The following is a 22,841-nucleotide window of genomic DNA, read 5'->3' on the forward strand; positions in this document are numbered from 1 at the left end:
AAAGAAAATCACTCCTGAACTAAATCACTGAAATCTAATTTCACTATTAGAGGTATTTTGAGTAAGTGATTTCGTGTACACGACGTTACAGTGTCTATGAGGCAAAAATTATTTTATTAATTTTTTGCGAATTAGGGTGGTACCACGATTGCATAGCTTTTCGTCCCTTTTGAGGGATGAAAGGCTTTTTTATTTTGGCAGATGAGTCAAGTTTTCTGATGCAACAATTAATGACAACTAGGAGGAAAAAATAGTGGTGGAATATAAAGATACGTTATTAATGCCGAAAACAGCTTTCCCAATGCGCGGAAATTTACCGGCTAATGAGCCGAAAATTCAAGAAAAATGGAACGAGATGGATATTAATGCTTTAGTGAATAAACGCACTGAAGGCCGTCCAGAATTTGTACTCCATGATGGACCTCCATATGCAAATGGTGACATCCACATCGGTCATGCATTAAACAAAGTGATTAAAGATATGATTAACCGTCATCGTTCAATGACTGGTTACCATGTACCATATATTCCAGGTTGGGATACACATGGTCTACCAATTGAACAAGCTCTTACAAACAAAGGTGTAAACCGTAAAGAAATGTCTGTAGCTGAGTTCCGTAAACTTTGTGAAGAATACGCATATGAGCAAATTGAAAACCAAAAAGGTCAATTCCAAAGACTTGGTGTTCGCGGAGACTGGGAAAATCCATATATTACATTAAAGCCAGAGTTTGAAGCTCGTCAAATTGAAGTATTTGGTAAAATGGCTGAAAAAGGCTATATCTATAAAGGGCTTAAACCTGTATATTGGTCTCCTTCTTCCGAATCAGCATTAGCTGAAGCAGAAATTGAATATAAAGATGTTGAGTCGTATTCAATCTATGTAGCATTTGGTATTAAGGATGCAAAAGGTGTAGTACCTGAGGACGCTAAATTCATCATTTGGACGACAACTCCATGGACAATTCCAGCTAACTTAGGGATCTCGGTAAACCCAGAATATAAATATGCTGTAGTAGCGGCAAATAACGATAAGTATATTGTAGCGAAAGACTTAGTTGAAAAGGTTGCAACTGAATTAGGTTGGGAATCTTATGAAATCGATCAAGAAGTTGAAGGTGTAAACTTAGACCGTTTAGTTGCAGAACACCCAATTTATAAACGTGACTCTTTAGTAATGCTTGGTGATCATGTAACAACTGAAGCTGGTACTGGTTGTGTACACACAGCGCCTGGTCATGGTGATGATGACTATCAAGTAGGTAAACGTTATGACTTACCTGTTTTAAGTCCTGTTGATAATCGCGGTTGTTATACAGATGAGGCACCTGGTTTTGAAGGATTATTCTATGAAAAAGCAAACCCAGTAATGGTTGAAAAATTACAAGAACTAGGCGCTTTATTAAAAGTTTCAAAATTCGTTCACTCATATCCACATGACTGGCGTACGAAAAAACCTGTTATTTACCGTGCTACACCTCAATGGTTTGCATCAGTAGATATGTTCCGCGATGAGTTATTACAAGCGGTACGTGACACAGAATTTACACCATCTTGGGGAGAAACACGTTTATACAACATGATTCGTGACCGTGGTGACTGGGTAATTTCTCGTCAACGTGCGTGGGGTGTGCCAATTCCAATTTTCTACGCAGAAAATAATGAGCCAATTATTACACCAGAAACGATTGCACACGTATCAAAATTATTCCGTGAACATGGTTCAAATATTTGGTTCCAACGTGAAGCGAAGGATTTATTACCTGAAGGATTTACTCATCCAGGTAGTCCAAATGGTAAGTTTACGAAAGAAAATGACATTATGGACGTTTGGTTCGACTCTGGTTCGACTCACCAAGGTGTACTAGTTGAACGTGGTATGAAATATCCAGCAGATTTATATTTAGAAGGATCTGACCAACACCGTGGATGGTTTAACTCTTCTTTAATTACTTCTGTTGCTATTAACGGCTATGCACCATATAAAGGTCTATTAACACACGGTTTCGTATTAGACGGTGATGGCCGTAAAATGAGTAAATCATTAGGAAATGTAATCATTCCAGAAAAAGTAATGAATCAATATGGTGCTGATATTCTTCGTTTATGGGTAGCATCAGTAGATTATACTGGGGATGTTCGTATCTCGATGGATATGTTAAAACAAATTTCAGAAGTGTATCGTAAAATCCGTAACACTTTACGTTTCTTACATGGTAATGTATCTGATTACAACCCTGAGACTGACCGTGTTGCATACGAAGAGTTACGTGAAATGGATCAATATATGTACATGCGATTACAAGATTTATTAAAACAAGTACGCGCATCTTATGATCGTTACGAATTCTCAAATGTATATCATGCTGTGAATAACTTTGTTGCAGTAGAATTATCAGCATTTTACTTAGATATTGCAAAAGACGTAGTTTATATCGAAGGTGCTGATAGTAAAGCTCGTCGTGCAATGCAAACAGTAATGTACGATACGTTACAAACATTACTAAAAGTATTAACACCAATTATCCCTCATACTACGGATGAATTATGGTCATATTTAAATGCAGAAGAAGCTTCTGTTCAATTAACGGACTTCCCTGAAGTTGTTGAGCGTAGCAACTTCGCACAATTACGTGAAAAATGGTCGAAAGTAATTACTCTTCGCGACGAAGTGTTAAAAGCTTTAGAAGAAGCACGTAATGCAAAAGTAATCGGTAAATCATTAGAAGCAAAAGTAGTTATTTATGCAGATAGCAATGTTGTAGATATTATTAATGATGAAGCAGTTAACTTTGCACAAATCTCTATCGTTTCTCAGCTACAAGTTGCAGGTACTAAAGATGCTGCTCCAGAAAATGCACTAGTACTCGATAAACTATCGATTGTAGTTGAAAAAGCTGAAGGTGAAAAATGTGAACGCTGCTGGTCTTACTCAGATACAGTAGGTCAACATGAGAATCACCCAACAGTCTGTGCTCGCTGTGCAGATGTTGTAGAGAAATATTACGTTTAAATATTTGTTTAAATATTTAATGAGGCTGGGACAAAACATAATTTTCTACAAACAGAAAGTTTTTGTATAGTAAAAAATTACTCATACCTATATTTGAAAGACGTTCGCTGGAGAGGCAGGCTGAGACTCCTACGGGATATAGAAGCCTCAAGGATCAAAGGCTAAGAGCGCAACGTCCTGTTGCAACGCCTTTGTGACCAACATCCTGTTGGCCCGAGACCCTGCAGAGCTTTAGCTCGAAGCGGCTTCCCCGTGGAAAGCGAGGCCTGCATCGGAAGCGAACGACACTATATCCAAAAAGTACAATCGGAAAAGAATGATCGATTGTACTTTTTTACTTATGTCCCAGCCTCTTCTTCTTTAGTAGGACAGACTATCGTTTTATGATAGAATAATTAAGAATTTAGCGTAAACGGGGGAATACTGTGTATATATATTATGGAATTGCGCTACTCATTGTACTGCTAGATCAATGGACGAAATGGATAGTCGTGCAAAATATGGAGTTAGGTGAGCGTATAAGCATATGGGATCCGTGGCTTGGTATTTTATCCCATCGAAATCGTGGTGCGGCATGGGGAATGCTTGAAGGGCAAATGTGGATCTTCTTCATTGTGACGATTGTTGTTGTAATAGGTATTATTTATTATTTTCATAAGCAAGCTAAAGGAAATCACTTTTTCGCAGTTAGTTTAATGATTTTATTAGGTGGTACATTAGGAAACTTTATCGACCGACTATTCCGTGGAGAAGTCGTTGATTTTGTTGATGTTTTAATCCCTGTGTTCAATTATCATTTCCCAATATTTAATATTGCAGATGCAGCACTTACAATTTCAATTATTATGATTATTATTACGGTACTTATGGAAGAACGAGCAGAAAAGAAAAAGGTGAAATAATGACAATTGTGACATATACAATTGATGAGAATAATGCAGGTGAACGTATAGACAAAGCTCTATCGACCATTGCAACAGAATGGTCACGTTCACAAATTGCTAGCTGGATTGCAGATGGCGGTATTGTGACTGTGAACGGAGAAGAAGTAAAAGCAAAATATAAAGTAAAAGTAGGGGATGTTGTCGAGATTGATGTTCCAGAACCAGAACCACTCGAAGTGATCCCAGAAGATTTAGATTTAGAAATTGTTTATGAAGATGCAGATGTACTTGTTGTCAACAAACCAAAAGGAATGGTTGTACACCCTGCGCCAGGACATACAACGGGAACTTTAGTAAATGGTTTAATGTATCACTGTAAGGACCTATCAGGAATTAATGGCGTTATGAGACCAGGAATTGTCCATCGTATCGATAAAGATACTTCAGGCTTACTAATGGTAGCTAAAAATGATAATGCGCACCATTCCCTAGTAGAACAATTAGTGAATAAAACAGTAACTAGGAAATATACCGCTCTAGTTCATGGTCATATTGCCCATGATAAGGGAACAATTGATGCGCCGATTGCCCGGGATCCGAAAGATCGTCAAAAACAAGCAGTTGTTGATAATGGAAAACATGCAGTAACTCACTTCAACGTAAAAGAACGTTTCGGCGGTCTTTATACGCTTGTTGAATGTATATTAGAGACTGGACGAACTCATCAAATTCGTGTCCATATGAACTATATTGGATATCCTCTTGTAGGTGATCCAAAATATGGTCCGAAGAAAACGATAGATTTTGGTGGACAAGTGTTACACGCAGGTGTATTAGGATTTGTACATCCAACTTCTAAAGAATACCTAGAATTTGAAGTGCCGTTACCAGACGATTTTGTGGCATTACTAGAAAATTTAAGAAATGAAGGTTGACGAGTTAAAAATAAAGGTTTATACTTTGCTTCAGTGAATGAAAATAATATCGCAAAAAGCGACAGTTGTTTTTAAATTAAATATTCACCTTTAAAGGCAGTCCAGAGAGGCTGAAAAGGTACTTGTGAAATGTTGAAAAGCATGCTTGCGGATCACCGTATATGTATTTATGTACATATATTTAGGACCAGCAGCTTATTTAAACATGCCCATAAACACAACTACTACCAACCTCTTAAGCGAATGCTTAAGAGGTTTTTTATTTGGAAAAGGTGAATTGTTACAATTTCATCACTACACAACGGAATGACAAAATTTCAAAGGAGGATTTACCATGTCACAAAATTTTACAGAACTATTAGATGGACCATCAATGAATCGTGCATTAACACGAATTGCCCACGAAATTATTGAACGTAACAAAGGTATAGATGAATGTATTTTAGTAGGAATTAAAACAAGAGGCGACTTCTTAGCAAAACGATTAGCTGAGAGAATTAAAATGATTGAGGGTAAGCCAATTCGTACTGGTGAATTAGATATAACATTGTATCGCGACGATTTATCTTCAAAATTTGAAAATGGCGAACCAAAAGTAAAAGAAGTTGATATTGATTATGTAGTAGAAAATCAAAAAATAATACTAGTTGATGACGTTCTTTACACAGGTAGAACTATTCGTGCAGCACTAGATGCAGTGATTGATTTAGGTAGACCATCACAAATTCAATTAGCAGTATTAATTGATAGAGGACATCGAGAACTACCAATAAGAGCAGATTATGTTGGAAAAAACATCCCAACTTCAAGCAGTGAGCAAATTGTTGTTAACATTTCTGAAGTGGACGGAGAAGACAAAGTTACGCTACACAAAATGGACTAGGAAGAGAGTAGGAGACAATATGGCAAAAAATGCTGTACTTGATATTAACGATAAACCATCAGCTGGACAATTAATCACGTTAAGTTTTCAACATATGTTTGCAATGTTTGGTGCAACAATTTTAGTACCTCAATTAGTTGGACTAAGCCCTTCAATCGCATTATTAACAAGTGGTATTGCAACAATCATCTTTTTAATAATTACTCAGTTTAAAGTACCTGCTTATTTAGGATCATCCTTTGCTTTCATATCACCAATTCTTGTTGTAGCAGGAATTGACTCAACGACGGGGCAAAGTATTAACCCAGGTAACGCGATGATAGGAGCGATGGCTGTTGGTGTCACATACGCAGTTGTTTCCTTAATCATTTGGAAGACAGGTTATAAATGGTTAATGCGTTTACTACCACCAATCGTTGTAGCACCAGTAATTATGGTTATCGGTTTAGGATTAGCTGGAACAGCAGTAGGCATGGCGATGAACATAACAGTTGATGGTGTGGAACAATATAGCGTACTACATTTCTCAGCAGCGTTAGTAACGTTATTTGCAGCAATCATCTTCACAATCTTCTTTAAAAATATTTTAAGTACAATGCCAATATTGTTAGGTCTAATAGTTGGTTACATATACTCAAGTATTATCGGAATTGTAGACTTTACAAAAGTACAGGAAGCTGCATGGTTCGCATTACCTGAGTTTTTAATTCCAGGAGTACATTATGAATTTAATATCACTTCTACTATATTACTAGGAATGGTGCCAATCGTTATCGTAACGATTTCAGAACATATCGGTCACCAATTAGTGTTAGGTAAAGTTGTAAATAGAAACTATATTAAAGATCCAGGTTTACACCGTTCGTTACTAGGTGATGGATTAGGTACATTCGCAAGTGCATTAATCGGTGGACCACCAAAAACTACATACGGTGAAAATATCGGTGTTCTAGCAATTACACGAGTGTTTTCTGTATACGTTATTTTAGGTGCAGCAATTTTAGCCATTCTATTCTCTTTCGTAGGTAAAGCAATGGCGTTAATCCAAACAATCCCAACTGCTGTTCTTGGTGGTATTTCAATTCTACTGTTTGGGATCATCGCATCTAGTGGTTTAAGAATGTTAGTTGAAAACAACATAGATTTTGGGAATAACCGAAACATGGTAATTGCTTCAGTAATATTAGTCATAGGGATTGGTGGAGCAGTACTTAGATTTACTGAAACATTTGCAATCGAAGGTATGGCATTAGCAGCAATCGTCGGTGTAGTTTTAAACTTAGTTTTACCTGGTCGAGATAAAGAAGAAATAGAAATTTATGAAACTAGTGAATAATTAATAATGTTATAAATTAAACCTTTAAAGATTTGTCCAGAGAGGCAAAAAAGGGGACTTATGAAGTTGGACGAAAATTTGTTCAAGTTCATACCTCCTACTGCCTCGCAATTACCATGCGAGGTATTTTTAAACCCAAGTTTATACACAATGGAGGCGTACATGCATGAAAAATTTACTTTCAATGGAACATTTAACAAATAGGGAGTTAATTAGCATCATTTTAAGGGCAGAAGAGTTTGAAAGAGGAGAACAACATAATTTATGTCGATCATATAACGTAGCAAACTTATTTTTTGAACCAAGTACACGTACAAGTACAAGTTTTGAAATGGCTGAAAGAAAAGTAGGTTGTACAGTAATTCCTTTTGATGCAAGTTTTTCAAGCGCACTAAAAGGGGAATCAATGTACGATACAGTGAAAACGTTAGAAATGATTGGTATAGATGCTGTTGTCATCAGAGCAAAAGAAGAAGCGTATTACAATGAATTACTCGAAGGAATCAATGTTTCTGTCATTAATGCTGGTGACGGTGCAGGACAGCACCCATCTCAAAGCCTATTAGACCTATATACAATTCATAAAGAATTTGGACAGTTTGATGGTTTAAATGTAACGATTGTTGGTGACATATCACATAGCCGTGTCGCAAAATCAAACGCAATCGCGTTGAGAAATTTAGGTGTAAATGTACGCTTCCTTTGTCCTCAAGAATGGGCAGGAGATTTCGAAGCTCACCATTCTTGGGACGGACTTTTAGAAGATAGTGATGTAGTCATGTTATTACGTGTTCAACATGAACGACATGAAAATAATAAAAACTTCTCTAAGGAAAGTTATCATGAGCAATACGGATTGACAGTTGAACGTGAAGCTAGAATGAAAAAAGGTTCGATTATAATGCATCCAGCTCCAGTAAATAGAGACGTAGAAATAGCTTCAGAACTTGTAGAATGTGAACGTTCTAGAATTTTTGATCAAGTTAGAAACGGTGTATTTATTCGAATGGCCATCTTAGAGTCAATTTTGAAAGGGAGAGAAATAAATGATGAAGTACATTCAAAATATTCAATTGCTAGATAAACAAGGTGAATTAGTGACAACTAGTATCACGATTGAAAATAAAACAATCAAAGAGATTGGTGGTCAACTACCTCCAGGTGCTGAAGTAATTGAAGGGAATGGCAATTTTGTTTCTCCAGGGTTTGTTGATTTACATGTTCATTTACGTGAACCAGGATTTGAACATAAAGAAACAATTGAAACTGGTACAAAATCAGCTGCAAAAGGTGGCTTCACAACAATTTGTGCAATGCCAAATACTAAACCAGTGCCAGATACAATTGAAAACTTAAACTTAATCCATAGTTTAATAGAAGAAAGTGCAGTTGTACGTGTATTACCTTACGGATCTCTTACGATAGATGAAGCGGGAGAAACACGTACGAATATCGCTGAACTTAAAGAACATGGAGCAGTAGCATTTTCGGATGATGGAATTGGAATTCAACTTGCTTCTACAATGTATGAACAAATGCAAGATGCAGCGAAAGTAGATGCTGTAGTTGTAGCACACTGTGAAGACAATTCGTTAATCTATGATGGTGTTATGCACGAAGGTATTCGCAATAAAGAGTTAGGTCTACCAGGAATTCCTTCGATCTGTGAATCAGTTCAAATCGCTCGTGATGTTTTATTAGCTGAAGCTGCAGGTGCTCGCTACCACGTATGTCACGTGTCAACAAAAGAATCTGTACGTGCAGTACGAGATGCAAAAGCTGCAGGTATTAAAGTGACTGCTGAAGTTTGTCCACACCACTTATTATTAGAAGAGATGGATATTCCTTCAGATGATGCAAATTGGAAAATGAACCCTCCATTACGAGGGAAAGACGATTTAGACTCATTACATCAAGCATTACTAGATGGAACAATTGATTGTATCGCTACAGACCATGCACCTCATACGGAAGAAGAAAAATGTTGTGGAATGGTTGGTGCACCTTTCGGAATTGTTGGATTTGAAACTGCATTCCCATTGCTTTATACACATTTCGTAGAAACAGGGAAATGGACATTAAAACAATTAGTAGATTGGATGACGGTTAAACCAGCGAAGATTTTCGACTTACCATATGGAACAATTGAAGTAGGTGCTTCTGCAGATTTAACTATCATTGATTTAAATAGAGAACAAACGATAGAAGTTGAAAAATTTGAAACTAAAGGTCGCAATACACCGTTTAACGGGTGGAAAGCAAAAGGTTGGCCAATTATGACGATTTGTGAAGGCAATATCGTATATGAGCTGGAGGTAATTTATGAAAAGTAGATTGCTAGTTTTAGAAGATGGTACTGTATTTCAAGGAATTGCGTTCGGAAGTGATAAAGCATCACAAGGTGAAGTCGTATTTACGACAGGAATGACAGGATATCAAGAAACATTATCAGATCCTTCATTTTACGGACAGATTATTACGTTTACTTACCCTTTAATTGGGAATTACGGAATTAACCGTGACGATTTTGAATCAGTAAGTCCAAGTATTCGCGGGATGGTTGTACGTGAACTTGCAAAAGAGCCTTCTAATTTCCGTTCTGATATGAGTTTAAATGAGTATTTAATCTCGAAAGACATCCCAGGAATTGAAGGAATTGATACTCGAAAATTAACTAAAATAATACGCTCTAAAGGTGCCGTTCGTGCATTCTTAACAGAAGCGGATGCTGATGTAAATGTAAATGATCTTGTTGCTACATTATTAGCAACTCCACCAATTACAAATCATGTGAAGGAAGTATCACCGAAAGCTGCATACCCAAGTCCAGGACGTGGAAAACGTGTTGTATTACTAGATTTCGGTATGAAGCATGGAATATTACGTGAATTAAACAAACGTCACTGTGACGTTTTGGTGGTTCCTTATAACACACCTGCGGAACAAATTCTAGCGTGGTATCCAGATGGTATTATGTTATCTAATGGACCTGGAGACCCACAAGATGTGACAGAAGGAATTGAAACAATCCGAGAACTAATCGGAAAAGTGCCAATCTTCGGAATCTGTTTAGGTCATCAATTATTCGCATTAGCTTGTGGCGCAAAAAGCTTCAAGCTACCATTTGGACATCGTGGAGCAAATCATCCAGTGAAAGATTTACGTACAGGACGTACGGAGTTAACATCACAAAACCACGGTTATGCAATTGACGCTGAATCATTAGAAGGAACGGATTTAGAAGTTACCCATGTAGCTTTAAACGATGGCACTGTCGAAGGTTTACGTCATAAAAAATATCCAATATTCACAGTTCAATATCATCCAGAAGCATCACCAGGACCAGAAGATTCGAATCATTTATTTGATGAATTTATCGAGTTAATGGAAGCCCATGCAGGGAAGGAGAAACAACATGCCTAAACGTACAGATATAGAAACCATTTTAGTAATTGGGTCTGGACCAATCATTATCGGTCAAGCGGCAGAATTTGATTACGCTGGAACACAAGCGTGTCTATCTTTAAAAGAAGAAGGTTACCGTGTAATTCTTATTAATTCTAACCCTGCAACAATTATGACAGATACAGAGATTGCCGATAAAGTTTACATCGAACCAATCTCTTTAGAATTTGTCTCACGTATCCTCCGTAAAGAGCGTCCAGATGCAATCCTTCCAACACTTGGTGGTCAAACTGGATTAAATATGGCAATTCAACTTCAAGAATCAGGTATTTTAGATGAGTTAGGAATTGAAATTTTAGGAACTAAATTAGATGCCATTCATAAAGCAGAAGACCGTGATTTATTCCGTAACTTAATGTATGAATTAGGTGCCCCTGTGCCAGAATCAGATATTATTCATAACATAGCTGAAGCAAAAGCATTTGTTGCAAAAATTGGTTATCCAGTTATTGTTCGTCCTGCATTTACTCTTGGCGGAACAGGCGGTGGTATTTGCCATAACGATCAAGAACTAGAAGAGATTGTACAAAGTGGTTTAAAATATAGCCCTGTAACACAATGTTTACTTGAAAAATCCATAGCAGGTTTCAAGGAAATCGAATATGAAGTAATGCGTGACTCGAAAGATAATGCAATTGTTGTTTGTAATATGGAAAACTTTGACCCTGTAGGAATTCACACGGGTGACTCAATTGTTGTAGCACCATCTCAAACGTTATCTGATCGTGAATATCAAATGTTACGTAATATTTCTTTAGACATCATTCGTGCTTTGAAAATTGAGGGTGGATGTAACGTACAATTAGCACTTGATCCAGATAGCTTCAATTATTATGTAATCGAAGTAAACCCGCGTGTGTCTCGTTCGTCAGCTTTAGCATCTAAAGCAACGGGTTATCCAATTGCAAAATTGGCAGCTAAAATTGCAGTTGGTCTTTCATTGGATGAAATTAAAAACCCAGTTACTGGCTCAACTTACGCAGATTTTGAACCAGCCCTTGACTACATAGTGGCAAAAATACCTCGCTTCCCATTTGATAAATTCGAATCTGCAAAACGAAACTTAGGTACGCAAATGAAGGCAACAGGTGAAGTAATGGCTTTAGGACGCACGTTCGAAGAGGCGATTTTAAAAGCAGTACGTTCACTTGAAACTGGACATGTTCATATTGAATTAAAACATCCAGAGAAAAATAGTGATCAATGGATTGAAAAACGAATTCGTAAAGCTGGTGACGAACGACTATTCTTCATTGGTGAAGCGTTACGTCGTGGTGTGACAGTAGAACAAATTCATGAATGGTCAAAAATTGATCTATGGTTTTTATATAAATTACAAAACATTATTGAAATGGAAAAAACGTTATCTGTAAATAATAATAATGCGGAAGTTCTTCGCCAAGCAAAACGTATGGGATTTGCGGATAAGAAAATTGCAGAGCTTTGGGATACAACGGCAGAAGCGGTGTATGCTTATCGTAAGGAAAAAGGCATTATTCCAGTATATAAAATGGTGGATACTTGTGCGGCTGAATTTGAATCAACAACACCATATTTTTACGGTACATACGAAGAGGAAAACGAGTCAATCGTAACGGAAAAACCTTCTGTTATTGTTCTTGGTTCTGGCCCAATTCGGATCGGGCAAGGTGTTGAGTTTGATTACGCAACGGTTCACTCCGTATGGGCGATTCAAGAAGCAGGTTATGAGGCAATCATTATTAACTCAAATCCTGAAACGGTCTCAACGGACTTCTCCATTTCAGACAAACTTTACTTTGAGCCTTTAACAATTGAAGATGTCATGCACATTATTGATTTAGAAAAACCGATTGGTGTAGTTGTTCAATTCGGCGGTCAAACTGCTATTAATTTGGCTGACAAATTAGCGGCTAATGGTGTGAAAATCTTAGGTACTAGCTTAGAAGATATCGACCGTGCTGAAAACCGCGATAAGTTTGAGCAAACTTTACACGAACTTGGTATCCCTCAACCAGCAGGGGAAACTGCAGTTTCAACTGAAGAAGCGATAGCAATTGGTAAAAAACTTGGATTCCCTGTACTTGTTCGACCTTCTTATGTTCTTGGTGGTCGCGCAATGGAAATCGTTTATAACGAAGAAGAATTAAAACACTACATGGAAAACGCTGTAGAAGCATCTCCAGATCACCCAGTATTAGTAGACCGTTATTTAACTGGTCAAGAAATCGAAGTAGATGCAATTAGCGATGGTGAGAATGTTTTAATCCCAGGAATTATGGAGCATGTCGAGCGCGCAGGTGTTCACTCTGGTGACTCGATTTCTGTATATCCACCACAAAAACTAACAGAGGCACAAAAAGCAACGTTAGTTGACTATACGACTCGGTTAGCAAAAGGATTAGGAATTATCGGTTTGATGAATATTCAATACGTACTTTCCCAAGGTGAAATTTACGTTATTGAAGTAAACCCACGCTCAAGTCGTACAGTACCATTCTTAAGCAAAATTACGAACATACCAATGGCGAATATCGCAACTAAAGCGATTCTCGGTACATCAATTGTTGAACAGGGCTATGAATATGGTCTTGCCAAAGAACAAAAAGGTGTTTATGTAAAAGTACCAGTATTTAGCTTTGCAAAACTACGTCGTGTAGACATTACCCTCGGACCTGAAATGAAATCAACAGGGGAAGTAATGGGGAAAGATGTAACGTTCGAAAAGGCACTATATAAAGGGTTTGTTGCAGCAGGAACTGAAGTGAAAACTTATGGTACAGTACTATTCACTGTTTCAGATAAAGATAAAGAAGAAGCTATTCAATTAGCGAAACGATTTATTACAGTTGGCTATCGAATAATGGCGACAGAAGGAACAGCTCGTAGCTTTGCCAATGCGGGGATTCAATCGGATGTTGTTGGTAAAATCGGATCGAAAGAAAAAACTTTAATCGATGTGATTCAAAACGGTGAAGCACAACTAGTAATTAATACATTAACAAAAGGGAAACAACCAGCAAGTGATGGTTTCCGTATTCGCCGTGAATCGGTTGAAAATGGTATCCCATGTTTAACATCATTAGATACTGCTGAAGCTATGTTAGAAGTCATTGAATCTATGACATTTACAGCAGAAGAAATGCCAAAAGCGGAGGTAGTTCATTCATGATTCAACAAGAAAGAATGACAGTCGTACAGCAAGAAAAGATAGCAAAAAATATATATGAATTGACATTACAAGGGGAAATTGTTCAGGATGCAAGTCCTGGACAATTTGTCCATATTAGAGTATCAGATTCCTTTGAGCCTCTACTTAGAAGACCCATCAGTATAGCGAATATAAATAAAGAATCTCGTGAGTTTACGTTAATTTATCGCGCGGAAGGTAGAGGAACACAAAGTTTATCACAAAAACAAATTGGTGATGAAGTAGATGTTCTTGGGCCATTAGGAAATGGTTTTCCCGTTGATGCAGTACCAAAAGGGGGGACGGCGTTGTTAGTAGGTGGAGGGATCGGTGTTCCGCCACTATATGAACTATCAAAGCAATTAAAAGCACGAGATGTACGAACTATTCACGTTTTTGGATTTGCAACAGAAGATGTTACTTTTTATGAAGAAAAGTTCTCTACATTAGGTGACACACATTATGTAACTGTTGATGGTACGCATGGTACAAAAGGTTTTGTAACAGATTTACTGGAAGAATTAACACCAGAGTTTGACACGTTTTATGCTTGCGGTCCACTTCCAATGTTAAGAGCACTTGAGAATTTTTATCCTGAAAAGCAAGGATTTTTATCTTTTGAAGAGCGTATGGGTTGCGGGATCGGCGCATGTTTTGCATGTGTTTGTAAGACAACAGACAAGGTTGAAAAAGATTATGTAAAAGTTTGTTCAGATGGACCAGTATTTGCGAAAGGAGTTGTGAAGCTGTGAGTAATATTAGTATCCAACTACCTGGACTAGAGTTAAAAAACCCAATTATGCCGGCTTCTGGTTGTTTCGGTTTTGGAAGAGAATTTGCGAATCTTTATGATTTATCGAAGTTAGGAGCCATTATGATCAAGGCTACAACTGTTGAACCGAGATTTGGAAATCCAACACCACGCGTAGCAGAAACACCTGCAGGAATGCTAAATGCGATCGGCCTTCAAAACCCTGGCCTTGAAAAGGTAATGAGCGAGGAACTTCCGTGGTTAGAGAGATTCGATGTTCCGATTATTGCCAATGTGGCAGGCTCACTATTAGATGATTATGTCGATGTTGCCCGTGAGATTTCAAAGGCTCCAAATGTAAAAGCGTTAGAGCTAAATATTTCATGTCCGAATGTTAAGCAAGGTGGAATTACATTTGGTACAGATGCCGTAGTTGCTAGACAATTAGTAGAAGCGGTAAAGGCTGTTTCGAAAGTTCCGGTCTATGTGAAATTATCACCGAACGTTACAAACATCGTTGAAATTGCCCAAGCAGTTGAAATTGGCGGTGCAGATGGGATTACAATGATTAATACACTAGTTGGGATGCGCTTAGATGAACGCACTGGTAAACCAGTCATCGCGAATGGTACAGGTGGTCTTTCAGGTCCAGCGGTAAAACCTGTCGCAATTCGCATGGTGTATGAAGTGTATAAAGCAGTAGAAATCCCGATTATCGGAATGGGTGGCGTAACTTGTGCACAAGATGTAATTGACTTTATGTCAGCTGGTGCATCTGCAGTTGCAGTTGGAACAGCAAACTTTGTGGACCCATTTGTTTGTCCAAAGATTATTGAGGAACTTCCTAAAAAGTTGGATGAACTTGGGATAGAAAGTATTAAGGATCTCATCGGAAGGAGCCACCGTTAATGAATAACAAACCAATTATCGCACTCGATTTTCCAAGTGAAAAAGAAGTAGTTGAATTTTTAGGGCACTTTGATGAATCTTTATTCGTTAAAATTGGTATGGAGCTTTATTTACAAGAAGGCCCTAATATCGTTGAAAAAGTAAAGGGTCTCGGCCACGATGTATTTCTTGATTTAAAACTTCATGATATACCAAATACAGTGAAGTCTGCTATGAAAGGTCTAGCTCGATTAGGAGTGGACTTAGTTAATGTGCATGCTGCTGGTGGTATTAATATGATGGAAGGTGCATTGGAAGGATTGGAAGCAGGCACACCTTCTGATCAGTCACGTGCTGGCTTAATCGCAGTTACACAGTTAACATCGACAACAGAACAACAAATGCAAGAACAACAAAAAATCAAATTACCATTAATTGAGTCAGTATTAAATTATGCTCAAATAACTAAGCAGGCTGGTTTAGATGGAGTTGTTTGTTCGGTGCATGAAGCAGCTACGATTAGTGAAGTTTGTGGTGAAGACTTCCTTCGTGTGACTCCAGGAATTAGATTGGCTGGTGGAGAAAGCCATGATCAAAAACGAGTGGCAACACCAAACTTTGCACGAAACCACGGCTCGTCTTTAATCGTTGTAGGTCGAGCGATTACAAATTCTGCAGATCCAGTAAATGCATATAATACGGTTGTTAAACTTTGGGAGGCTAAATAAAATGTCATTACATAAAGAGATCGCACATGCAATGTTAAAAGTTGGAGCAGTAGAACTAAATCCAACAGAATTATTTACTTGGGCATCAGGTATTAAATCTCCAATTTATTGTGATACACGCTTAACGATTTCTGATCCAGTTGCTCGCAAGCAAATCGCAAATGGTTTGGCTAGCAGTATTAAAGAAACTTTCCCTGAAACAGAAGTGGTAGCAGGGACAGCAACAGCGGGTATTCCCCACGCTGCATGGGTATCAGATATTTTAGAATTATCTATGGTGTATGTTCGTTCAAAAGCAAAAGAACATGGCCGTGGCAATCAAATCGAAGGTAAAATCCTAGCGGGGCAAAAAGTTGTCGTTGTGGAAGATATCATTTCAACAGGCGGCTCTTCAATCACAGCGGTTGAAGCACTTCGTAATGCGGGTTGTGAAGTAGTAGGTGTCGTTTGCGTTTATACATATAACTTACCAAGAGCCGAAAAAGCATTTGAAGAAATCGGTGTAAAATATGTAAGTTTAACAAACTTTGATTACTTAACAGAAGCAGCGGCAGAATCCGGTACCATCTCAGAAGACCAAATTCCATTTTTGAAAGAATGGCATGCGGAGTTGAAGGCTGGGACGTTGGTGAAGGAATAGTAGGTTTGATGGGTGGGGGTGCGTCTATGATTTTTAGATGCACCCTTCTTCTTTTTCTCTTAGAAGTAGAGCAATAGTTATCTTATAAATCATTGTTTTCCGGTGAATTTGTCACGCAAACGTGAGTTCCGTGACAAAAAATTGAAAAATCCTTGAAAGATGTCACGGAAACGTTTGTTGCGTGACAAAAAAATGGAAAATCCTTGAAAGATGTCATGGAAACGTGTGTTGCGTGACAAAAAAATGAAAAATCCTTGTATGTTGTCACGGAAACGTGTGTTGCGTGACAAAAAAATGGAAAACCCTTGAAAGTTGTCATGGAAACGTGTGTTGCGTGACAAAAAAATGGAAAACCCTTGAAAGTTGTCATGGAAACGTGAGTTGTGTGACAAAAAAATGAAAAACCTTTGAAAGTTGTCACGGAAACGTGTGTTGCGTGACAAAAAATGGAAAACCCTTGAAAGTTGTCATGGAAACGTGAGTTGTGTGACAAAAAATGGAAAAATCTTTGAAAGATGTCATGGAAACGTGTGTTGCGTGACAAAAAATGGAAACTCTTGAAAGTTGTCACGGAATCATGCCTTGCGTGCCAAAAAACTGAAGAATCCGTAAAAGATGTCACATACCCAACATGGCCTTGAAAAAGAATAGAAACCCAATAGTTCTAAGGTGAACCGATCAACTATTTATTTAAAATAAGTAGAACGAGAATTACCTACCATTTTAAAGTTACTTTTTAATATACGCAGTACAGTTCTACTTGATATTACTCCATTGCACCAATCAAAAATCTGATTTTTAGTGATTTTTTCTCTCGGAAAGAGTGTCTTAAATTCCTTTATACTACGTAGAATTGCATTTGAAACGCCTTCACGATTTCCACAATCCAAGCAAACGCAACTTTGTCCCTCAATATTAAGATTAAATGAATTACAAACCTTACATGTTACGCCCTTTTTTAAACATTCATAATTATAATCCGGTATTTGCCAAAATTTCGAATCTGATGTGTGGAGCGATAATAATTTTTCCGCAATAAATCTATTCTTATTTATTATGTTTGCAGAATTATTATTGAATTGTTCTAAGTAGCGGTGCATTTGAGTTGGGAATATAAATGGTTTATCTAGAGGAGCGTTATATAAAGTGAATTCCGGGTTTACAAAAACGACATAAAAATCAATAGGTATTTGAATTCCGTGATTTTGCAGTAGTTGCCGCAATAGTGTTTCAGCCTTTACTGCTTGTGAATAAGGGTTTTGAATTTCTTTACTTTTTGAATAAATACGATCCTTTGCCGAGTCATAATAATAATCACCTTCGTAATTTTTTACTTCGTAAAGTAAAATTTTTTCGTTAGTTATCATAACGCTATCTAATTGGAAAGAGGTGCTACTTACTTGGTGAAATAAATCATTAAGAACAAGGTGATTATTTTGAAGCTTTTTAATATAGGATTCGAATAAGACTTCTCCCTCATATCCCTTTTGGAGTGTGAAGAAACGGGATTTATATTTGTCAGGTAAATCCATTCTATTATTTAGTGAAGCAAGGATTTTTAATTCACCAGATTTTTTTCTAGACTTAACAATCAAAGTTCATTCACTTCCTTAATGTTTCTATAAAATATTTATATAAAAGAATTAAATAAAATCAATAACTTTATATAAAATAAATATTTTAAGAGAATAAACCATAGAAAAAATATAGTTTACGCACTTGTTATCAATAAAACTCCACGAATGAATATAAAATTCACTTTTAATACAATTAATAGATTTATAAATCCAAAAATCCCCAACCCAATATCAACCTCTGAACAAGTTAAGGATATTCAAAATTTTGTCAAAATTCAGATATTTACATAAACCTATTTTGTGGTAATTTATTTGTAAAAGTAGGTGATTAAAATGCATGAATATCGATTAAAAATGCCAACAGGAGATATTGTAGAATTTAAAAGCAGCTACTTTTTAGATACGGTACCACCAGTAATAGATACCGAGGGTTTGTACCTTGTCTATTTTACGGATGCACAGGTAGCAATAAATTTTAGTTTGATAGATGAGATAGAAATAGATGGTGAGATCTATGAAATAGAATTTACTTCCCGAAGTTATAATTAATTATGACATTCTATGAATGTAGAGCAGTTAAACTAAAAGAAAACAGAACTTTGGCAATCTCACCTATTAATACCTGTCCTGTTTTTTAAAGGAAATTTTAGTGTCTAACCTTGGATATGTATTCATAATCTCTTTAAATATTAGCACAAAGTATCGCTAATTCTATTTCCCACATACCATTTACTATTAAATACATATTATTCAGATTAGCAAAGGATCCGCCTCAAATTGCTATTCTACCGGATCCTTCTTTTTAATCAAAAACAAGGAAAAACGCCCCGAAGGACGTTTAATTTATGACAGTTTATTTGTTTTTAATTTCAGTACCATATCCTCATCCGGCGTCACATACAATGTCTTTTGTTCAAAATAAATGACAAACCCTGGTTTAGAACCATTCGGCTTTTTCACCTGGCGTATTTCTGTGTAATCCACCGGGACAGATGAAGATTCACGTGCTTTACTAAAATAGGCACTCAATGTAGCTGCTTCAAGTAAAGTTGTTTCATCTGGATTGCTGGAATGAATAACTACGTGAGAGCCTGGTATGTCTTTTGTATGGAGCCAAATGTCAGATTTCTTAGCAATTTTAAAGGTTAAATAATCATTTTGCTTATTGTTTTTGCCGACTGAAATTTCAATTCCAGTTGATGAAACGAATTTTTCAGGCTCCGGCTTTGACACTTTCTTCTTTTTCTTCGAAGCGCGCATTCTTAAATATCCTTGTTCAGCTAGTTCCTCTCTGATTTCCTCTATATCTGCTGGTGCTGCTTGTTCAACTTGGGCAATTAGCATCTCAAAATAATCGACGTCTTGCTTCGTTTTTTCTATTTGTTCCTGAACCATTACAAGTGCATTTTTCGCTTTATTATATTTTGTATAGTAGCTTTGAGCGTTTTCGATAGGCGTTTTTCTTTCACTAATAGGAATCGTAATTTGCTCTTCATCTTCACTGTAATAATTCGTCACAGTAACTTCCTTCGCACCTTTTTCGAAATTATATAAATTGGCCATTAACAGTTCGCCGTACAGTTGGAACTTATCTAATTTTGAAGCGTTATCTAAATCTTTTTGTAGTTTTTTCAGTTTCAACTTTAATTTACTAACTTCGTTTTGTAGCCATCTTTCCAAATCGCCAGCTTGTTGTTTTACACGGTCTCTTTCAGCCCGGGCATAAAACACCCGATCTAACAATTCACTTAAACTATTATAAGTTACCCCAGATTCAGATAGATGACTTAACTTCGTTGGAGAAAAGTAAGTTTTCCCGTTTAGTTCTAAATAAGTAGGGTTTTTACTATTAATAATCTCGTCCATAAAAATACGGAAGCTATCCACAACCTCACCTTGTTGTATGCGGTAAAGTAATTCATTGGCATGAGTCATTGAAAATCCTTTAAAGTGTTCCACGACTTCTTTTGAAGTTTTTTCACTTTCAAAGAATAATTTTAGTTCATTATCCGTTATACTAGAAGGATTTACCTTATTTTGAGCAGGCGGTGCAATATAAGGTTGCCCTGGTAAAACTGTTCGGTAACTATTTACCGATGGAGGCAAGTGCTTCAAACTATCAATGATTTTATCGGTTTCACTGTCAATTAATATTAAATTACTATGGCGACCCATCACTTCAATCGTTAGTTTTCGGAAAACAGTATCACCTATTTCGTTTTTACTTTCGATGCCGAATGTGATGACCCTTTCAAAAGCGTCCGTTTCAATTGCTTGAATAAATCCACCCTCAAGATGTTTTCTTAATAAAATACAAAACATCGGTGGTTCACTTGGATTGTCGATTGGTTGTTCTGTTAAATGTACTCGCGCGTATGAAGGGTGTATGGAAAAAAGTAATTTATGATTTTCTCCACCTGCACGTACATGAATGACAACTTCTAATGCATTCGGCTGGTGAATTTTTGTTATACGTCCGGATACTAGTTTGTTTAGTTGTTTAGATAATGAAAATGTAAACAATCCATCAAATGCCATGATAGATTCCTCGTTTCTATATGTTTTAAATAAGTTCTATTATATAATCTTTTTCACAAAGATGTGAAAAGATTTCCTTATTAAGATAAAAGATATAAAATAACTTGACTATATTTAGCTATTGAGTATGTATTTCTCATACTTCTTAAGTTATAATTTTCAAAGCATATGTTATAATTGGAATATTATACAGAAAGGTGTGACCAACCTTGGTTCGAAGTATGACTGGTTTTGGCAGGGGTGTCACAACGACGGATGATTTCCAACTGACAGTCGAAATTCGCTCAGTCAATCATCGATTTCTAGAAATTCACTCAAAATTTCCAAAAGAATGGCTAGAAATTGAGTTAATGGCAAAAAAGCAATTATCGCAATTTGTCAGTCGAGGAAAATTAGATATTAACATACATGTTAAAACTGAGGAACAATCTTCATTTAATGTTCAAATTAATTGGCCAGTTATTGAAGCCTATAAAGAGGTAAAAGAACAATTAAGTAGTAAAATGCCACTTAATGACAACTGGTCTATGCAGGAAATACTATCGATCGAGCATGCAATTGTATTTGAGAAAAATGAAATCCCACTGGAACAACTAAAAATTGCTATCCAAAATGCGATCAATGAAGCTGCAGAACAATTAGTTCAAATGCGTGAACGTGAGGGTAAACAATTAAAAATATTTTTGTTACAATATAAGGATGAGTTACTGGAACAAATTCAATTGATTCGCAAATATTCACCTCAAGCTGTGGAAAAATATCGTAATAAGTTAATTGAGCGTATGAAAGAAATCACGAGTTCAAATGATTTCGAAGATCGAATTCTAGCAGAAGTTGCACTATTTGCTGAACGAGTGGATATTTCTGAAGAATTAGATCGACTTGAAAGTCATTTTCAGCAATTTGTGGATACACTGAATGAGGGTACTTCAATCGGGCGAAAGCTTGATTTTTTAATGCAAGAATGCTTAAGAGAAATCAATACAATTGGTTCTAAAAATCAATCAGCTGAATGTTCTGTTGCAGTTGTGAAGTCGAAAACTTTATTAGAAAAAATGCGAGAACAAGTACAAAATATTGAATAATAGCATTTGAAGTAGACAGAGTAAAGAGAAGGGAGAATGTAAAATATGAGAAAAGAACGCGGCTTATTAATTGTTCTATCTGGCCCTTCTGGAGTAGGTAAAGGCACAGTAAGAAAAGAACTGTTTTCGCAACCTGATACAAATTACGAATATTCTGTATCAATGACAACTCGACAACCTCGTGTGGGTGAAGTAGATGGTGTAGATTATTTCTTCAAATCCCGTGAAGAATTTGAAGCGCTAATTGAGTCGGGTGGTTTACTAGAACATGCCGAATTTGTTGGTAACTACTATGGAACTCCGCTAGAATATGTAAATGAAACATTAGATGCAGGAAGAGATGTTTTCTTAGAAATTGAAGTACAAGGAGCCGCACAAATTCGTGAAAAAGCACCTGATGCTTTATTCATCTTCCTTGCACCACCAAGTTTTTCTGAATTACAAAACCGACTTGTAAACCGTGGTACCGAATCGGAAGAAATAATTCAACAACGTATCGCTACAGCGAGAGAAGAATTAGAAATGATGAGTCTATACGATTATGTAGTTGAAAATGATGAAATTCAAAAAGCTTGTGAAAAAATTAATGCAATAATTATGGCAGAGCATTGCCGTAGAGAACGTGTTGAAAAACTATATCTGTCCATGTTGAGAGGAGAATAAATTTATGTTATATCCATCAGTCGATTCATTGAAAAATAAAATTGATTCTAAATATTCACTAGTAAGTTTAGCTTCAAAAAGAGCAAGACAAATGCAAGAAGAAGGTATTGAAAAGCTAGGTACGTATGTTTCTTACAAGCCAGTTGGAAAAGCTTTAGAAGAAATTGCTGCAGGTGCATTGATGAAAGAAAAACAAGATGCAGCTACTGTATATGAAGACGAAGTCTAAGATTCATTAATTTTTTTAATAAACAGAAATTTTAGCTCCCAAAAGAACATTCTTTGG

The 22,841-nt window shown here is 36.6% G+C and carries 19 protein-coding genes and 1 other annotated feature (1 of these 20 only partly in view); of the genes, 17 read left to right on the forward strand and 2 right to left on the reverse strand.

The window, feature by feature from the left end; all coding sequences use genetic code 11:
• Window positions 1-171, forward strand: a binding site (T-box leader) (it extends 84 nt beyond the left edge of the window).
• Between the two features lie 82 nt (window positions 172-253).
• The 13 genes from ileS (at window position 254) to pyrE (ending at window position 16,692) form a co-directional block, all read left to right on the forward strand.
• On the forward strand, window positions 254-3,013 hold the full coding sequence (gene ileS / locus CRO45_RS01980; RefSeq protein WP_097147937.1) for an isoleucine--tRNA ligase: 2,760 nt from the start codon (window positions 254-256) through the stop codon (window positions 3,011-3,013).
• A 425-nt stretch (window positions 3,014-3,438) separates the two neighbouring features.
• Window positions 3,439-3,915 carry a signal peptidase II gene (gene lspA / locus CRO45_RS01985; RefSeq protein ID WP_097147938.1) on the forward strand — a complete coding sequence of 159 codons (477 nt, stop codon included), beginning with the start codon at window positions 3,439-3,441 and terminating at the stop codon, window positions 3,913-3,915.
• Complete coding sequence (locus tag CRO45_RS01990) at window positions 3,915-4,832, forward strand: RluA family pseudouridine synthase (protein WP_097147939.1); 918 nt, start codon at window positions 3,915-3,917, stop codon at window positions 4,830-4,832. Before lspA ends, CRO45_RS01990 begins: the two co-directional genes overlap by 1 nt.
• A gap of 334 nt (window positions 4,833-5,166) precedes the next feature.
• The gene (pyrR, locus tag CRO45_RS01995; protein WP_097147940.1) at window positions 5,167-5,715 is read left to right on the forward strand and encodes a bifunctional pyr operon transcriptional regulator/uracil phosphoribosyltransferase PyrR; all 549 of its coding nucleotides are present in this window, start codon (window positions 5,167-5,169) and stop codon (window positions 5,713-5,715) included.
• A 19-nt stretch (window positions 5,716-5,734) separates the two neighbouring features.
• Window positions 5,735-7,051 carry a uracil-xanthine permease family protein gene (locus CRO45_RS02000; protein ID WP_097147941.1) on the forward strand — a complete coding sequence of 439 codons (1,317 nt, stop codon included), beginning with the start codon at window positions 5,735-5,737 and terminating at the stop codon, window positions 7,049-7,051.
• A gap of 166 nt (window positions 7,052-7,217) precedes the next feature.
• Window positions 7,218-8,135, forward strand: a complete 918-nt coding sequence (locus CRO45_RS02005; protein WP_097147942.1) for an aspartate carbamoyltransferase catalytic subunit — start codon at window positions 7,218-7,220, stop codon at window positions 8,133-8,135.
• On the forward strand, window positions 8,098-9,384 hold the full coding sequence (locus tag CRO45_RS02010) for a dihydroorotase (RefSeq protein ID WP_097147943.1): 1,287 nt from the start codon (window positions 8,098-8,100) through the stop codon (window positions 9,382-9,384). Before CRO45_RS02005 ends, CRO45_RS02010 begins: the two co-directional genes overlap by 38 nt.
• On the forward strand, window positions 9,374-10,474 hold the full coding sequence (locus tag CRO45_RS02015; protein ID WP_097147944.1) for a carbamoyl phosphate synthase small subunit: 1,101 nt from the start codon (window positions 9,374-9,376) through the stop codon (window positions 10,472-10,474). The genes CRO45_RS02010 and CRO45_RS02015 overlap by 11 nt, the downstream gene beginning before the upstream one ends.
• The gene (gene carB / locus CRO45_RS02020) at window positions 10,467-13,667 is read left to right on the forward strand and encodes a carbamoyl-phosphate synthase large subunit (protein ID WP_097147945.1); all 3,201 of its coding nucleotides are present in this window, start codon (window positions 10,467-10,469) and stop codon (window positions 13,665-13,667) included. Before CRO45_RS02015 ends, carB begins: the two co-directional genes overlap by 8 nt.
• Window positions 13,664-14,437 carry a dihydroorotate dehydrogenase electron transfer subunit gene (locus CRO45_RS02025; RefSeq protein ID WP_097147946.1) on the forward strand — a complete coding sequence of 258 codons (774 nt, stop codon included), beginning with the start codon at window positions 13,664-13,666 and terminating at the stop codon, window positions 14,435-14,437. The genes carB and CRO45_RS02025 overlap by 4 nt, the downstream gene beginning before the upstream one ends.
• The gene (locus tag CRO45_RS02030) at window positions 14,434-15,345 is read left to right on the forward strand and encodes a dihydroorotate dehydrogenase (protein WP_097147947.1); all 912 of its coding nucleotides are present in this window, start codon (window positions 14,434-14,436) and stop codon (window positions 15,343-15,345) included. The genes CRO45_RS02025 and CRO45_RS02030 overlap by 4 nt, the downstream gene beginning before the upstream one ends.
• Entirely contained in the window at window positions 15,345-16,052 is a 708-nt protein-coding gene (pyrF, locus tag CRO45_RS02035) for an orotidine-5'-phosphate decarboxylase (protein WP_097147948.1), read from the forward strand. The genes CRO45_RS02030 and pyrF overlap by 1 nt, the downstream gene beginning before the upstream one ends.
• A gap of 1 nt (window position 16,053) precedes the next feature.
• A complete protein-coding gene (pyrE, locus tag CRO45_RS02040; protein ID WP_097147949.1) occupies window positions 16,054-16,692 on the forward strand; it encodes an orotate phosphoribosyltransferase in 639 nt (212 codons plus the stop codon).
• A gap of 686 nt (window positions 16,693-17,378) precedes the next feature.
• On the opposite strand, the gene CRO45_RS02045 is transcribed toward pyrE, so the two are convergent.
• Complete coding sequence (locus CRO45_RS02045) at window positions 17,379-18,287, reverse strand: nuclease-related domain-containing protein (protein ID WP_097147950.1); 909 nt, start codon at window positions 18,285-18,287, stop codon at window positions 17,379-17,381.
• Between the two features lie 315 nt (window positions 18,288-18,602).
• Here CRO45_RS02045 and CRO45_RS02050 point away from each other — a divergent pair, with 315 nt between their 5' ends.
• Window positions 18,603-18,818, forward strand: a complete 216-nt coding sequence (locus CRO45_RS02050) for a hypothetical protein (protein ID WP_097147951.1) — start codon at window positions 18,603-18,605, stop codon at window positions 18,816-18,818.
• A gap of 294 nt (window positions 18,819-19,112) precedes the next feature.
• On the opposite strand, the gene CRO45_RS02055 is transcribed toward CRO45_RS02050, so the two are convergent.
• The gene (locus CRO45_RS02055; protein ID WP_097147952.1) at window positions 19,113-20,807 is read right to left on the reverse strand and encodes an Rqc2 family fibronectin-binding protein; all 1,695 of its coding nucleotides are present in this window, start codon (window positions 20,805-20,807) and stop codon (window positions 19,113-19,115) included.
• Window positions 20,808-21,016: 209 nt separating this feature from the next.
• Between CRO45_RS02055 and CRO45_RS02060 the strand changes: the two genes are divergently transcribed.
• Genes CRO45_RS02060 through rpoZ form a run of 3 tightly spaced genes read left to right on the forward strand, consistent with a single transcriptional unit; the run spans window position 21,017 to window position 22,784 of the window.
• Complete coding sequence (locus CRO45_RS02060) at window positions 21,017-21,892, forward strand: YicC/YloC family endoribonuclease (protein ID WP_097147953.1); 876 nt, start codon at window positions 21,017-21,019, stop codon at window positions 21,890-21,892.
• Window positions 21,893-21,937: 45 nt separating this feature from the next.
• On the forward strand, window positions 21,938-22,555 hold the full coding sequence (gmk, locus tag CRO45_RS02065) for a guanylate kinase (protein ID WP_097147954.1): 618 nt from the start codon (window positions 21,938-21,940) through the stop codon (window positions 22,553-22,555).
• Window positions 22,556-22,559: 4 nt separating this feature from the next.
• The gene (gene rpoZ, locus CRO45_RS02070; RefSeq protein WP_097147955.1) at window positions 22,560-22,784 is read left to right on the forward strand and encodes a DNA-directed RNA polymerase subunit omega; all 225 of its coding nucleotides are present in this window, start codon (window positions 22,560-22,562) and stop codon (window positions 22,782-22,784) included.
• Window positions 22,785-22,841 lie beyond the last annotated feature (57 nt).

Source organism: Ureibacillus acetophenoni (genome assembly GCF_900220965.1).
GTDB lineage: Bacteria > Bacillota > Bacilli > Bacillales_A > Planococcaceae > Ureibacillus > Ureibacillus acetophenoni.